The organism is Acidovorax sp. HMWF029 (assembly GCF_003060895.1).
Taxonomy (GTDB): Bacteria; Pseudomonadota; Gammaproteobacteria; order Burkholderiales; family Burkholderiaceae_C; genus Acidovorax.
Window position 1 is genome coordinate 1 of sequence record NZ_QAIH01000291.1, and the last position, 15,195, is coordinate 15,195.

At 65.7% G+C, this 15,195-nt stretch carries 13 protein-coding genes; 2 read left to right on the forward strand and 11 right to left on the reverse strand.

The genetic code is table 11. The features are described from left to right. The 11 genes from DBR12_RS20105 to DBR12_RS20155 all read right to left on the reverse strand — a co-directional run. Window positions 1-3,070: molybdopterin cofactor-binding domain-containing protein (locus tag DBR12_RS20105; RefSeq protein WP_108618851.1), on the reverse strand; the 3,070-nt coding region annotated here is incomplete at its 3' end. Then, entirely contained in the window at window positions 3,067-3,573 is a 507-nt protein-coding gene (locus DBR12_RS20110) for a (2Fe-2S)-binding protein (RefSeq protein WP_108618852.1), read from the reverse strand. The genes DBR12_RS20110 and DBR12_RS20105, both read right to left, overlap by 4 nt. A gap of 17 nt (window positions 3,574-3,590) precedes the next feature. Beyond that, the gene (locus DBR12_RS20115) at window positions 3,591-4,763 is read right to left on the reverse strand and encodes an ABC transporter substrate-binding protein (RefSeq protein ID WP_199226738.1); all 1,173 of its coding nucleotides are present in this window, start codon (window positions 4,761-4,763) and stop codon (window positions 3,591-3,593) included. 132 nt (window positions 4,764-4,895) lie between these two features. Continuing rightward, on the reverse strand, window positions 4,896-5,639 hold the full coding sequence (locus tag DBR12_RS20120; protein ID WP_108618863.1) for an ABC transporter ATP-binding protein: 744 nt from the start codon (window positions 5,637-5,639) through the stop codon (window positions 4,896-4,898). A gap of 2 nt (window positions 5,640-5,641) precedes the next feature. After that, on the reverse strand, window positions 5,642-6,424 hold the full coding sequence (locus tag DBR12_RS20125; RefSeq protein WP_108618853.1) for an ABC transporter ATP-binding protein: 783 nt from the start codon (window positions 6,422-6,424) through the stop codon (window positions 5,642-5,644). Then, the gene (locus DBR12_RS20130) at window positions 6,421-8,346 is read right to left on the reverse strand and encodes an ABC transporter permease (protein ID WP_108618854.1); all 1,926 of its coding nucleotides are present in this window, start codon (window positions 8,344-8,346) and stop codon (window positions 6,421-6,423) included. The genes DBR12_RS20125 and DBR12_RS20130 overlap by 4 nt, the downstream gene beginning before the upstream one ends. A gap of 175 nt (window positions 8,347-8,521) precedes the next feature. Further along, the gene (locus DBR12_RS20135) at window positions 8,522-9,733 is read right to left on the reverse strand and encodes an ABC transporter substrate-binding protein (protein ID WP_108618855.1); all 1,212 of its coding nucleotides are present in this window, start codon (window positions 9,731-9,733) and stop codon (window positions 8,522-8,524) included. A 79-nt stretch (window positions 9,734-9,812) separates the two neighbouring features. Further along, window positions 9,813-10,397, reverse strand: coding sequence for an amino acid synthesis family protein (locus DBR12_RS20140; protein WP_108618856.1), 585 nt, complete (start codon window positions 10,395-10,397; stop codon window positions 9,813-9,815). Window positions 10,398-10,452: 55 nt separating this feature from the next. Beyond that, entirely contained in the window at window positions 10,453-11,094 is a 642-nt protein-coding gene (locus DBR12_RS20145; protein ID WP_108618857.1) for an amino acid synthesis family protein, read from the reverse strand. A gap of 21 nt (window positions 11,095-11,115) precedes the next feature. Beyond that, window positions 11,116-12,036 carry a UPF0280 family protein gene (locus DBR12_RS20150; protein WP_108618858.1) on the reverse strand — a complete coding sequence of 307 codons (921 nt, stop codon included), beginning with the start codon at window positions 12,034-12,036 and terminating at the stop codon, window positions 11,116-11,118. A gap of 152 nt (window positions 12,037-12,188) precedes the next feature. Beyond that, the gene (locus DBR12_RS20155; protein ID WP_108618864.1) at window positions 12,189-13,808 is read right to left on the reverse strand and encodes a 6-hydroxynicotinate reductase; all 1,620 of its coding nucleotides are present in this window, start codon (window positions 13,806-13,808) and stop codon (window positions 12,189-12,191) included. A 175-nt stretch (window positions 13,809-13,983) separates the two neighbouring features. Between DBR12_RS20155 and fdxA the strand changes: the two genes are divergently transcribed. Further along, window positions 13,984-14,313, forward strand: coding sequence for a ferredoxin FdxA (gene fdxA / locus DBR12_RS20160; protein WP_108618859.1), 330 nt, complete (start codon window positions 13,984-13,986; stop codon window positions 14,311-14,313). Window positions 14,314-14,380: 67 nt separating this feature from the next. Continuing rightward, entirely contained in the window at window positions 14,381-15,157 is a 777-nt protein-coding gene (locus DBR12_RS20165; RefSeq protein WP_108618860.1) for a ferredoxin--NADP reductase, read from the forward strand. Window positions 15,158-15,195: the final 38 nt, after the last annotated feature.

The window sequence follows — 15,195 nt, forward strand, 5'->3', positions numbered from 1 at the left end:
GCGTGTGGCAGGCGCCGCAGTGGCCCACGCCCTGCACCAGGTAGGCGCCCCGGTTCCATTCGGGCGGGCGGGTCGGGTCGGGTTGGAAAGGCGTGGGGTCGTGGAACAGTGCGTTCCAGCCCACCATGAGCGGGCGCACGCTGAAGGGGAAGGTCAACTCGGTCTTGGGAACCTCGGCCCGCACGGCGGGCTGTGCCATCAGGTAAGCGTACAGCGCGGTCAGGTCGTCGTCACTCATCTTGGCGAACGACGTGTAGGGGAACGCAGGGTACAGGTGCTTGCCGTCGCGCGAGATGCCTTCGCGCATGGCGCGCTGGAAGGCGCTGAAGGACCACTGGCCTATGCCCGTCTCAGGGTCGGGCGTGAGGTTGGTGGTGGTGACCTTGCCGAATGGCGTTTCCATGGCGCGGCCGCCCGTGTTGGGCGTGCCACCGGGGGCGGTGTGGCACACCACGCAGTCACCCGCCGCGGCCAGCAGGCGGCCGCGCTCGATGGTGGCGGCGTTGTAGACCGAGGCACCCGCGGTCTGCACCACGGGGGCGATGGAGGGGCGCCAGCCCAGCAGCGCTGCGCCCATGGCGATGCCACCAGCGACCAGAGCCAAGGCGCGTGCCCAGGGGCTGCGTTTTGCGGGCCAAGTGGCGCTGGCAGGTACAGCGGGCACGGGAAGTTCCAACGTGGGCAACACTTCGGCCTGTTCCGCTGGCGGGGTTCCGCTAGCGGCGGCATTGCCCGCGCCACCGGGCAAGGGGCTGAGCCCGGCACGCACCACTTCGGGCGTGAAGGGCGGTGCGCGAAAGCGCACACCCGTCGCATCAAAAATCGCGTTGGCAATCGCCGCCGTGCCCGGCACGGACGACGACTCGCCGGAGCCCAGCGGCGCCTCGTCCTGCCGGGGCATGTGCATGACCTCGATGACCGGCACCTCGCGGAAGCTCAGGATGGGGTAGCTGCCCCATTCGCGGTTGTCCACGGCCTGCTTGACGGGCTCAAACGTCACCTGCTCCTTGAGCGCGCGGCTGGTGGTCTGCAGCACGTTGCCGTGCACCTGCTGCTCCACACCGGCGGGGTTCACCATCAGGCCCGCGTCGTGCCCCACCACCACGCGGCGCACATGCACCTCGCCGGTCTTTTTGTTGACCTCCACATCGGCCACCCAGGCCGCCCAGGCAGCGCCAAAGCCGGGCCATTTGCTATGGATGTAGCGGGCGTAGGCAAAGCCCTGGCCCTGCACCCAGTCACCTCGGTTGTCACCATCCAGCGGGCGCTGCTGCGGGCCGGTGCGGCGAATCCAGCCCGCCTTTTCGGCCGTGGCCTGCACCAGTTCGGCGGCGCGCGGGTCGTTCAGCAACTGCAGGCGAAACTGCACTGGGTCCACGCCCGCAGCGGTGGCCAGTTCGTCCACATAGGACTCGTGCGCGAAGGAATTGGGCAGTGCCGACACGCCGCGCAGCCACGATGCGCGCACGATGGGCGGCATGTCGTTGACGGCCACGCGCAGGTTGTCGTACTGGTAGGGCGGGCGCGCGGTGCGATCGCCCATCTCGTAGGCCTGGGCCACGGGCTCGATGGTGCGGGTGAGCAGCAGGGCCAGCGTGGGCGCGCCGTTGGAGGGGTAAGACGTTTCGAAGTCGTACACCGCCACGGTGCCATCGGCCTTGAGCCCGCCACGCACCTGCATGAGCTGCGCCGTACCCTTGGGCTCCCACAAATGTTCCTGCTCGCGCGTGAGCTGCACGCGCACCGGGGCGCCCACGGCGCGCGCGAGTAGTGCGGCGTCGGCTGCCACATCATCGGCCCCGTTGCGGCCGTAGCAGCCTGCGGCCTCCATGCGGATGAGGTCGATGTCAACATCGGCTAGGCCCATCAGGCGGGCCAGGTCGGCGCGCAGCACATGGGGGTTTTGCGTGCCAGCCCACACCGTCATGCGCGGGCGGCCGGTGCTGTCATCACTGCGCCATTCGGCCACCGCGCAGGATGGGCCGATGGAGCCGTGCATCTGGTAGGGCCACACATAGGTGCGCGGCATGGGCTGGCCGTTGGCAGACAGCGCGGCCAGGGCGCCCTCCACATCGCCCTCGTCCACCAGGCGGCGCTGGGTGGCGGGGTTGGCGCGGATGGCTTGTTCCAGCGCCTCGGTGCTGTCCTGGCGCGGGAAGCCGGGCCAGTCCTTCCAGCGCACTTTCAGATCGCGCAGGGCTTGCTCGGCCTGTTCCTCACGCTCGGCCACGACGCCCACAAAGTCGCGGATGACCACCACGGCGCGGATGCCGGGGATGTGCGCGATGGACTGCTGGTCCACCGATTCGAGTGTGTTGCCGATGAAGTCGCCATGGTCGGCCCCCGCATACGGCGGGCGCACCACGCGGCCGTGCAGCATGCCGGGCACGCGCATGTCGTGCACGAAGACCAGCTCGCCGCTGACCTTGGCGGGGATGTCCACGCGCGGCACGGACTGGCCGACCAAGGTGTAATCGGCGGCAGCCTTGGTGGGCGTGGCATCCACCAGCTCCAGCGTGGTGTGCGCGCCCGCCAGCAGTGCGCCATAGGCCAGCTGGCGCGACGGGTCTGAGGCGACCTGCACCACACCGGCACGCACCTGCAGTGCCTCCACCGGCACGCCCAGCTGCTTTGCGGCCTGCGCCACCAGCCAGTGGCGCGCCTGCGCAGCGGCGGTGCGCAGGGGCTTGGCGTGGATCTGGATGGATGCGCTGGCAATGGTGGCGCCCTGGTTGGGCGCGCGCGTGGTGTCGCCCAGCACCATGTTCACCTGCGCCATCGGCACATCCAGTTCCTCGGCCACGATCTGCGCGAGTGCAGTGCGGATGCCGGTGCCCAGATCCACATGGCCGCTCAGCGCAGTCACGCTGCCGTCGTCCCACACGGCGATCAGGATCTCCACGCCCTCGGCCGGGTTGCCTGCCACCAGCGCGGGCTGGCCCTTGACGGGCGGTGGCGCGGGCGGCGGGTTGCGCACCACCAGCAGCACGCCCTGCGCGGCATGGAAGTCGGCACGGGTGAGCGGGCTGTGGGCGCGCAGGGGCGCGGCGTTGTCAGGTGTGGCGCTCATGCCTGAGCCTCGCGCATCAGCACCGCCGCGCGCAGCACGGCGCGCATGATTTCGACATGCGTGCCGCAGCGGCACAGGTTGCCCGACAGCTCGCGGCGCACGGCGGCTTCGTCGGGGTCTGGGTTGCGCTCCAGCAAGGCCACGGCCATCATCACCATGCCGTTGAGGCAATAGCCGCATTGCGCGGCCTGCTCATCCACAAAGGCCTGCTGCACCGGGTGAAGCCCTGCGGTGCGGCTGCAGCGCCTGGGCAGCCCTTCCAGCGTGGTCACCTCGCGGCCTGCCACGCCCTGCGCCGGGATCACGCAGGCCCGCGCGGCAATGCCATCCACCAGCACCGTGCACGCCCCGCACTGCCCCAAGCCGCAACCGTACTTGGGGCCGTTGAGGGCCAAGTCGTTGCGCAGCACGTGCAGCAGCGTGGCACTGGCCAAGGTGCTTTGCGGCAGGACAAACGGCTGGCCATTGACGACAACCGAGGAGTGTGAAGCGGGCGCGTGCATGTCTCGGTGGGTTGTTCTCAGCGTCGCAGCGACCCGCTGCGCGTGTACATCTCCAGGTCCACAAAATTCGAGCCATTGTGGCTACCCGGGCCGTACTGCAGCGGAAAGTCGCCAATCTTGGTGGTACCCATGTCTTCCATGGCCTTGATGAAGCTTTCGCGCGTGAGGTTGCGCCCCGCGCGCTTGAGGCCTTCCACAAACACGCGCGCGGCGATATAGCCCTCCAGCATGGTGTAGCTGTCGATCTTCTCGCCCGCGTCCGCGCGGTCCTTGCGGTAGTCAGCCACGATACCCATGCGGCTGGCCTGCGGCGAGGGCACGATGCTGGCGGTGACCAGCCCTTCGATGCCGCCGTTCAGGCGCTGGGCCGACCCCGGTGCATCGGTGATGCCCACCGAGATGGTGTACAGCGGCGAGGCTGCGCCCGCCGCCCGGTAGTCGCGCAGGAACACCTCCACCATCTTGCCCGCCATGATCATCACCACGGCGCCCGGCTGTGCCTTGGTGAGCTGCGCGACCTGGGGCTTGGCGTCGGTGGCGGCGATCTCCATGGGCACGGAATCGACCACCTTGACCTTCAGGCCCTGGGCGATCTGCAGGCAGGTGTCGAGGTTGGATTTGCCGAACGCGCTGCTCTGGTAGATGACGGCAATGTTGTTGATGCCCAGCGTGGCCAGGTGCCCCACGATCTTGCGCAACTCGGTCTCGTAGCTGGCGCGCACGTGGAACAGGTAGCGGTTGTGCGTGGTACGAAAAGACGTGGTACCCACGAGCGGCGCGAACATGGGCACACCCGCTTTTTCTGCCAGGGGCATGGCGGCGATGAGGTTGCCGGTGGCCACATAGCCGATCAGGGCGAAGACCTTGTCTTCGTCAATGAGCTTGGCCGTGTTCTCGGCCGTCTTCTTGGGCTCGTACGCATCGTCGTGCGACACCAGCTCCAGCGTGCGCCCATTCACGCCACCGGTCTTGTTGACCTTGTCGAACGCCAGCGCAATGCCGGCCTTGTAGTCCACCCCGAAATCCTTGGCCGGGCCAGTGAACACGGCCGACTGCCCCACCTTGATGCGGGTGTCTGTCACCCCGGTCTCGGCAGCTGCCGGGCCTGCCCATGCCACCCCCGCAACCGCCAGGCCCACCATGGCGCTGCGGCGGTCGATGCATCCATCCACCACTTCTCGACACTTCATGTAGTGCTCCTTACATCAAAAGGCAAAGTTTCCGCGTGGGGGCAAACATCGTGCAAGTGCTTGTAGAGGTGTTTTTTGTAACCAACGGCACACGTGGGTCACACACCACAGGTGCGCGTTGGCAGCGGGGGGTCAGACGCTGAGGTAGGCGCGCCGCACCTCGTCGTTGGCGGCCAGCTCGGCCATGCTGGCTTGGTAGCGGATCTGGCCCTTTTCGAGCACGTAGGCGCGGTCGGAGACCAGCTCGGCAAAGTGCATGTTCTGCTCGGACAGCAGAATGCTCACACCCTGTTCTTTCAGCTCCAGGATCATGTGTGCCATCTGCTCCACGATCACAGGAGCCACACCTTCGGAGGGCTCGTCCAGCAACACCAAATAGGGGTTGCCCATGAGCGTGCGGGCCACCGTGAGCATCTGCTGCTCGCCACCGCTCATGCGGCCGCCGGGGCGCTGGGGCATCTCGCCCAAGTTGGGGAAGAGCTTGAACAGGCGCTCGGGCGTCCACACCGGGGCGGCCGCACCGTCGGGCCAAGTACGGGCGGACTGGCGGCCTACCTCCAGGTTCTCCATCACCGTGAGGTCGGTGAACACGCGGCGGTCTTCGGGCACAAAGCCCAGGCCCAGGCGCGCGGCGTCGTGCGGGTCGCTTTTGGAGAGGTCGCGCCCCATGAACTGGATGCTGCCCTTGCGCTTGGCCAGCATGCCCATCAGCGTCTTGAGCGTGGTGGACTTGCCTGCGCCGTTGCGGCCCATCAGCGCCACGACTTCGCCACGGCGCACGTCCAGGTCCACGTCGTACAGGATTTGTGCGGCACCGTACCAGGCCTGCAGGCCCTTGGCCTGGAGCAGCAGTTCTTTGGGGTTGTGGGTCGTCATGGTCATGCCGCCTCCGCATTGGCTGCGGTTTTCTTCTCGAAGGTCTTGCCGGTGCCGAAGTAGACCTCCTGCACCTTGGGGTGGTCTCGCAGCTCCAGCGGCTTGCCCTCGGCAATCAGGCGCCCGCGCGCCAGCACGATCATGCGGTCGGCGTAGGCAAACACTACGTCCATGCTGTGCTCGGTGAAAAGCACCGCCATGTTGCGGTCGATCACCAGCTGTTTGGTCAGCGCCATGAGTTCGTTGCGCTCCTTGGGCGCCATGCCGGCAGTGGGTTCGTCCATGAGCAGCAGCTTGGGAGAATTGGCCATGGCAATCGCCAACTCCACGCGCTTCACATCGCCGTAGGCGAGCACGCTACAGGGCCGGTCGGCCTGCGACTTCATGCCCACCTGGTCGAGCAGCGCCAGGGCTTCCTCGCGCTTGTGGTCGGCAGCCCTGCGCCATAGGGAGAACAGCAGACCATCGTGAGAGATCAGTGCCATCTGCACGTTCTCCACCACCGTGAGCGATGCAAAGGTTTCGGCGATCTGGAAGGTGCGGCCCACGCCCATGCGCCAGATGTCGCGCGGCTTGCGACCCACCAGCTCCTGGCCGTCCAGCTGGATGGAACCTGCATCAGCAGGCAGCTGGCCGTTGACCATGTTGAAGGTGGTGGACTTGCCCGCGCCGTTGGGGCCGATGAGCGCCAGCAGCTCGCCAGCCGCCAGTTCGAAGTGGATGCCATCCACCGCCTTGACGCCGCCAAACGATTTGCCCAGGCCGGTGACTTTGAGGAGGCTCATGCTGTGCTCTCCTTGGCGTTCTTGGTGTTCTTGGTGTTCTTGGCGTCGCGCATGTTGTCAAAAATCTGCTTGATGGTGCCTGCAATGCCGCGCGGAAACAGCAGCACCAGGATGAGGATGATGGCGCCCAGCATGGCACGCCAGTAGTCGGTGTTGCGCGCCACGGTGTCGTGCAGCCAGGTGAAGGTGACCGCGCCCACCACGGGGCCTGCGAGCGTCTGGATGCCGCCAAGCAGCACCATCACCAACCCGTCCACCGATTTGCCCACGGCCAGCGACTCCGGCGAAATGCTGCCCTTAGAGAACGCATACAGCGCCCCCGCCAGCCCTGCAGCTGTGCCTGCCACCACAAACGCCGCCCACTGCATGCGCTTGACGTCGATGCCGATGGCGTCGGCCCGCAGCACCGAGTCGCGCCCCGCGCGCAGCGCATAGCCAAACGGCGAGAACAGCACGCGGCGCAGCCACCACACCCCTGCCCCCACCAGTGCCAACGTGAGCCAGTAATACATGCGCTTGTCTGCCAGCCAGGCCGCAGGCCACACGCCTGTGAGGCCGTTGCTGCCACCCGTGAAACTGTCCCACTGGTAGGTGATAGCCCAAGTGATCTGGGCGAAGGCCAGTGTCAACATGGCCAGGTACACACCCGACAGCCGCACCGCAAACCACCCGTAGACAAACGCCCCGGCCGCCGCCACCAGCGGCGCCACCACCAGTGCGATCTCCATCGGAAGCCCGAGCGAGCGCACCAGCAGGGCCGCACCATAGGCGCCCAGCCCGAAGTAGGCGGCATGGCCGAAGGAGTGCATGCCCGCAGGGCCCATGATGAAGTGAAGGCTGGCCGCAAACAACGCTGCGATCAGCAGGTCAATCAGCAACACCGTGGTGTACGGCGACTGCGCTGTCAGCAGCGGCGCTGCCGCCAGCAGCAGGCCCAGAACGGCGGCCGCCACCAGGTAAGCCTTGCCAGGCCGGCGCAGCGGCTCCTCCTGCATGCCCACGTAGCGGCTGGGCGCCTGCGGTCGGCCGAACAGGCCCCACGGGCGCCAGACCAGCACCACCGCCATCACCAGAAAATCCACCACCAGGGTCAGCTTGGAAAACGAAACACTCAGGCCAAACACATCGACCACACCCAGCCAGATGCAGATGGCCTTGATCTCAGAGATCAGCAGGGCTGCGGCGTACGCACCCGGGATGGAGCCCATGCCACCCACCACCACCACCACGAAGGCGGCACCGATGGTGTGCAGGTCCATCTCCAGCGTCGCGGGCTCGCGCGGCAGTTGCAGTGCGCCACCCAGCCCGGCCAGCATCGCGCCCAGCGCAAACACGGCCGTGAACAGCCAGGCCTGGTTGACGCCCAGGGCGCTCACCATCTCGCGGTCTTGCGTGGCTGCACGCACCAGCGTGCCAAACCGGGTGCGCGTGAGGAGCAGCCAGACCGCGCCCAGCACCAGCGGACCGACCACGATGAGGAACAGGTCGTAGGTGGGAAACTGCCGCCCGAGCAGGCTGACGGAACCCGAAAGGCCCGGCGCGCGCGGGCCCAGCAGTTCATCGGGGCCCCAGAGCCACAGCACGGCGTCCTTGATGACCAGCACCAGCGCAAACGTGGCCAGCAGCTGGAACAGCTCGGGCGCCTTGTAGATGCGGCGCAGCAGCACCACCTCGATCAGCGCCCCCAGCACACCAACAATCAATGCTGCCAGCGGCAAGGCCACCCAGAAGCCCAGGGCACCGCTCAGGCGCTCGACCAGCGAGTACGCGACGTAGATGCCCACCATGAAGAACGAGCCATGGGCAAAGTTCACGATGCGGGTCACGCCAAAGATCAGCGACAGACCCGCCGCCACAAGGAACAGCGACGACGCGCTCGCAAGCCCGTTGATGAGCTGAACGATGAAACCCGAAAAACTCATGTTCGATACACCCTGTAGGGCCCGTTCACACCATTTTTGCCAGCGCGAAGGCCATGAAAGAATCCGACCGTGCCCCAGCCGACACCAGACAGCACCCGCAGAATCCGCCTGTGCCGGACCGCCGGTAGTGTCTGCCGGGGCCGAGACGCCGCAGGCGCCTCAAACCTCAGAGGAATCAATCAGCGCTTCGTGACTTCTTCACGTCGGCAGCGGACGGCTGATACCTGGCATCGGCACCATCCAGGTAGACGTAGTCGACCATCACGCCCTTGCCGCCTTCGTTCTTGGTGCGCCCGACAAACGCGCCCATGGTGGCCTGATGGTCTTCAGGCCGGTAGGTGATCTTGCCGAACGGGGTGTCCACCTGCAGTCCCTTGAAGGCAGCGACCAGCTTGTCAGTGTCGGTGCTCTTGGCTTTGGCAATACCGGCCGCAGCCGACTTGATCATGCTGTAGCCCACCACCGAACCCAGGCGCGGGTAGTCCTTGAACTTGGCCTGGTAAGCCTGCTCGAACGCCTTGTGTGCTGGGGTGTTGATGCCGTACCAGGGATAGCCAGTTACCAGCCAGCCGTTGGGGGCCTCGTCTTTCAGAGGGTCCAGGTATTCGGGTTCGCCCGTCAGCACGCTGACCACCTCGATGCCCTTGAAGAGGCCGCGCGTGTTTCCTTCACGCACGAACTTCGACAAGTCTGCGCCAAACAGCACGTTGAAGATCGCGTCGGGCTTGGCATCCGACAGCGCTTGCACCACGCTGCCGGCGTCCACCCGGCCCAGTGGCGTGGCTTGTTCGGCCACAAACTCCACGTCGGGCTGGGCGGCTTTGAGCAGTTGCTTGAACGCCGCCACAGCAGACTGCCCGTACTCGTAGTTGGGGTAGACCACGGCCCAGCGCTTTTTCTTCATCTTAGCGGCCTCGGGCACCAGCATGGCGGCCTGCATGTAGGTGCCAGGGCGCAGGCGGAAGGTGTACTGGTTGCCACCCTGCCAGGTCATCTTGTCCGTCAGCGGCTCGCCTGCGAGAAAGAAGAACTTCTTCTGCTTGGCGAAGTCGGCCACCGCCAGGCCGGTGTTCGACAGGAAGGTGCCAGCCAGCACATCGACCTTCTCGCGCGACACCAGCTCTTCGGCCACACGAACGGCGTCGCCGGGGTTGGCGTTGTCGTCGCGCGTGATCAGTTCGATCTTCTTGCCATTGACGCCGCCCGCAGCGTTGATCTCATCGACCGCCAGCTCCATGCCCTTCTTGTAGGGCTCCAGGAAAGCGGGCTGCGCCTTGTAGCTGTTGACCTCGCCAATCTTGATCACGCCCTGGGCAAATACAGGGGCCAGGGTAAGGGCCAATGCAGCCGCAGCCGTGGCACGCATGAGGTTTCGTCGCATCGTCATGGGGAGACTCCTGAAGGATGGTTGGAGAGAGATCGAACGGGGGTGAGACGGACAGGTGTGTGTTGTGCGCGCGCCGGGCTCAGCGCAGGCCATCAACGCCCTGTATTTCAGAGGCCGTGAGGCCGCCGACACGTGGCAACGGCCGCCCGCTGTCCGTCACGACAACGGCCACCACGATTTCATGGGCGCGCGGGGCATCGGCCACACGGGCTTCCATGGCGTCGAAATGGCTGCGCACGTAAGCCGCATCCTTGTGGCCCAGGGGCACGTCGATGGCCGTGCCGAGACCTCCCATTTTCTTGCTGGATGGGACCAGTGCGGCGCCCTTCTCCACTGCCACACGCAGTGGTGCGCCTAGCTTGGGGTGGAGGATAGCGGCGGCGTGCTCCAGCTCGCCCGCTTCGCCCACGATGGCGGCCTTGCCATAGCTGTGCGCATCGCCCGGAGCAATGCCCAGGGCCTGCACGCAGCGGGCGCCCAACAGCCCCCCCAGCTCCTCACCGATGGCGATGAGTTCGTCGAGGTTCTCCAAATAGCGGCCTGCGCAGGGGTTCTCGATCACGGCCATGGCCAGTGCCTTGCGCACCGGGGGTTGAACGTCACGCCCCATTTCCACGCGGACTTCGTCGGTCTGGACGATGATCTTTCGAATCTTGGCTGGCATTTTTTGACTCCTTGCGATCTTGTCTTGTTCGATGGTGTGCGGGTCGGCGTGCGGCTCAGCGCAGGCCGTTCCACTGGCTGATGTCTGCCGCCTTGAGCCCTCCGACGCGGGCGTGGATGCGCGGGCCCGTGGTCATGGCGAGTATGAACACGATCTCATCAGCGGAGGGCGCACCCGGAACACGCACTTCGATGGCGTCGAAATGGCTGCGCACATAGCTGGCGTTGATATGGGTTAGCGGCACATCCAGCGCCGCGCCGGGGCCGCCCACTTTCTTGGTGGAGGGCACGATGGACAGCGCGTTGGCGGGCTGCCCGGTCTTCTCCTCTGCCTGGCCCTTGGCGTAGGCGTTGCGGTCGCCTTTCCAGCCCAGCAGTTCGCGCATGGCGTAGCCACCGGGCACATGCCACAGCGCGCCGTGTTCCAGCTCGCCGGCCGCGCCCACGATGGCACCCTTGCCATAGGTCTCGATGCGCTCGGCGGGCACGCCCATGGCCTTCAGGAGGCGTTGGGCCATGTCCAGGCCCACGTCCTGCAGCGCGTCCATCGTGGGGAGGATGTCGGGCTCATACCGTCCCGCAAATGGGTTGGTCAGCACCGCGCCGATGGCACCACGCAGCAGCGGTACATCGGCCACCGGCCCGAATTCGTGCCGGATTTCCTCAAGATGGGTGAAAACGCGTCGTATCTGGATCATTTTGAAGACCTGTGCATTTCGTTAAGCAAATACTGAACCAACTTCCGATTCCACCCCTGCAATTCGGGGCCACGCTGCATGCGCCAGCGCCTGAGGCGCCGAGGTCGCCATCAACTGCCCCTGGCACGCCAGCAGCGCAAACCACAGCAGGCCGCCGGACTGCAATTCTTGCGCTTTTTGTAACCCCTGGTGCAAGGCCTGGCGCACCGCCTCTTCAGGCAAGGCAGGGACATCCACGGTGACAGGAATGGCACCCAGGTCACTGTCGTCCCGCACCTGCCACGCGGGCATGCGGACAATTCGCGCATCGGCCACATTTACCGCGTTGGCCACCATGGTCGCCGCTGCATCCGCCTGCGCCGCCGTGCGCGCCAGCACCGTCACGCTGTCCGCAATGCCGAGCGACTGGCTGCGCCCGCGCCAGCCGCTGGTGGCCACACCGCGCACCGGCATGGCGCTGTCGATGCGTATGTGCCCATCCAGCACCAGGCCGTCGCGCAACTGTGCGGCATTCAGTGCAGCGATATCAGCGTACACCCCCACCGTGACCGACTGGCCGGGCGCCAGGTGCAGCGCAATGTCGCCGCCGTTGTTGACCCAGGCGCGGTCTATGCCCGGCTGCTCGTAGCAGGCCAGAATCTCCTGCGCCACTGCACCCGCCACGGCCGCCATCGATGTGATGAAGCCTGCGCGGAAGGGACCGCAGGCGGCCCACATGCGGCGCGCCACCACGCCCTGCACACAACAGCGCTCACCCACTGACGCCCGCAGTCCGGGCAGTTCATTCACCAGCTCCTGCAGCAGCACTTCAAAGCGTTGCCAGGCACGTTCGTGCGCCTGGGCCACAGCATCGCGCGCCCCTTCGGCCTGGAGGATCAGGTCCATCGGGCCATGCTGGAAATGCCAGCGGCCATCGGACAGGAGCTTGCGAGCGGCTTGCATGTGTGTTTCAGTATTCACCGCAGGGCGCACCGCCCGCAGCCGTAAACACCGGCGCGGCCCCCGCCAGAGACGCCGAGCAAGGGCCGCCCCGCAGCGAGGGTGTCGTCCCCCTGGAGGGGGAAGGCGCAAAGCGACTCAGGGGGTGTTTCATATCAGCCCAGCAGGGGTGGGCGGCCCAGCGGCCACGGATTGGCGGCAGGCAAGGTCTGCCACACGCGCGCCTGCGGTGCACCGTCGTTGTGCCACGCGCCGCGCTCCAGCACTTCGCGCAGGCTGCGGATCTGCTCGGTGTGGCCGCCCAGCGCTTCGTAGTCCACACGGCGCATGCTGAACTCGATGGGCGCCACGATGGCGGGGGTGGGCACGGTGCCAAAGCTGTTGTCCGGCATGCGCAGCACGTCGGCCATCACGGTGATACCGCCGCCCGGCCACACATAGGCGGGGGCTCCGCCACAGGTCACGTTGACTAGCGCGCTCTTGATGGAGCGCGTGAGAAGCACCGGGTTCTCGGTGACGCCTGCGCGCAGGCTGCCGCCTGCACCGCCAAGGAACAGCACGGATGCCAGCGAGGGCTCGCAGTTCTCACCGATGCGGTCCACGATACGGCGGATTTCGGCGGGCATCTCGACCTCCACAGGAACCAGGGCTTCGTCGAGCACGTACCAACTCGCGTGCTCCCCGGTGGTGGAGGTCATCAACAGGCGCAACCCCGGCCAGGCGACGGATACGTCCCAGCCTTCGATGATGGACAGCGGGTCGGCAATGTCGGTGCCCCCCCAGCCGGTGCCGGGGTTGGCCACCTGAAAGTAGCGGCCCGGCGTGGACTTGCGCCCGCGCATCTGAATGCCTGAAGGCTTCATGTCCAGGCAACGGCCCGCCTGATGCTCGGTGAGCACGCCGGTGATGTGGTCGTCCACCACCACCACCTCGTCCGCATGGCCGAAGAACTGGCGCGCAAAGATGCCAACGGCCGCCGAGCCGCAACCCACGCGCATGCGCTGCTCGGCCACACCATTGACGATGGGCGCGCGCCCCGCCTGGATCACGAGCTGCGAGCCACCGTCGATGGTGAACTCCACGGCCTGCTTGTTGCCCAGCGCCTGCATCATCTCGGCCGTGATACGGCCTTCTTTCTTGGTGCCGCCGGTGAGGTGGTGCACGCCGCCGAGCGACAGCATCTGCGAGCCGTATTCCGCCGTGGTCACATGGCCCACCACCTCGCCCTTGCAGCGCACATTGGCCTGCTCGGAGCCGAGGAACCGGTCGGTGTCGATCTTCACCTTGAAGCTGCAGTAGCTGAAGATGCCCTCGGTGACCACGGTGACCATGTCCACGCCGTCGGTTTGGGAGCCCACGATGAAGGGCGCAGGTTTGTAGTCCGGGTAGGTGGTGGACGAGCCCACGCCCGTTACGAACACCTCCTCAGACAGCAGCAGATCGCCGTTCCATGTGGGTTCTAAAGTCACCTCGGAATCAACGCCTTCTTTTGGCTGTGCTCGGCCTACAAACGGCACCAGCGTGGCCGCGCCCGCCTCCAGGGTCTTGCGCAGCAGCACCACCGGGTCCAGCCGCACCAGCACGCCCGACTGGTTGGCGTATCGGTCGCAAGCCCCTGCGCGGCCTTCGGAAATCTGGCACAGCACCGGGCACGCATTGCACTCGACCTTGGCAGCGTTCATGCGCTCGTTGCGGGGCCGAGCGCGCTCGAGCACCTGCGGCAACTCTGGCGCATCCATGCCCGGAAGCCCATCGGTCTTGGTGTGTTCAGTCATCGTGACGACCCGTTCATTGCATTGTTGCAAGTGCTTGTACGCGCTTTGCATTTTGTGTAGCATTCACTTAACTTAAATGTTGTGAACACTACATTTCATGTCAATGTAGCGGAATCAACCAGACTCTGCAACGGTGTTTTTGCGCCCCCAAAAACGGTGCAAGAGGAGCCCCAGAATGACGCACGTTGTGACGGACGCATGCATTCGGTGCAAGTACACCGACTGCGTCGATGTGTGCCCGGTGGACTGCTTCAAGGAAGGACCAGAGTTTCTGGTCATCGACCCCGACGAATGTATCGACTGCGCGGTGTGCATTCCGGAGTGCCCGGCCAATGCCATCTATGCCGAAGACGACCTGCCCGAAGGCATGGAAATCTTCCTGCAGTTCAACAAAAAGCTGGCACCTACGCTACCCCCGATCACCAAAAGAAAAGCGGCTTTGCCAGATGCGGAACAATGGAGGGTTGTGAGCCACAAGCTTTCCGGCCTGGACATCGCGCTTTAAGGCGTTCCGGGGCCTGTACTTCAGCCAGTTTTTCTTATTAGCTTCCAACTTTTCCATCTAACGCACCATGAGCGCCTTTCTTGAAGAACGCGTCCTGTCCGTCCACCACTGGACGGACCGCCTTTTCTCCTTCACCACCACACGCGACACCGCGCTGCGCTTCTCCAACGGCCATTTCACGATGATTGGCCTGCGCGGCGAAAACGGCAAACCCCTGCTGCGCGCTTACAGCATTGCCAGCGCCAACTACGAAGAGCACCTGGAGTTCCTGTCCATCAAGGTGCCTGACGGCCCGCTGACCTCGCGCCTGCAGCACATCCAGGTGGGCGACACCATCGTGGTGGGCAAGAAGCCCACTGGCACCCTGCTGATCGACTACCTGCTGCCCGCCAAGCGCCTGTACATGCTCTCCACCGGCACTGGCGTGGCCCCGTTCCTGAGCCTGATGCGCGACCCCGAGACCTACGAGAAGTTCGAAGAGGTCATCCTGGTGCACGGCGTGCGCGAGGTGAAGGAACTGGCCTACCACGACTACATCACCGAGGAGCTGCCAAAGCACGAGTTCCTGGGCGAGATCGTCTCCAAGCAGCTCAAGTACTACCCCACCGTGACGCGCGAGCCCTTCAAGAACCAGGGCCGCGTGACCACAGTGATCGAAAACGGCCAGCTGGCGCGCGACCTGGGCCTGCCCGCGCTGAACCCCGCCGAAGACCGCGTGATGATCTGCGGCAGCCCCGAGATGCTGCGTGACCTCAAGCACATGATGGAAGAGCGTGGCTTCAAGGAAGGCAACACCACGAAGCCCGGCGACTTCGTGATCGAACGCGCGTTCGCAGAGCAGTGATCCCCCGGCGGCCCCCTTACCGGGGGCTCGCCTCATCC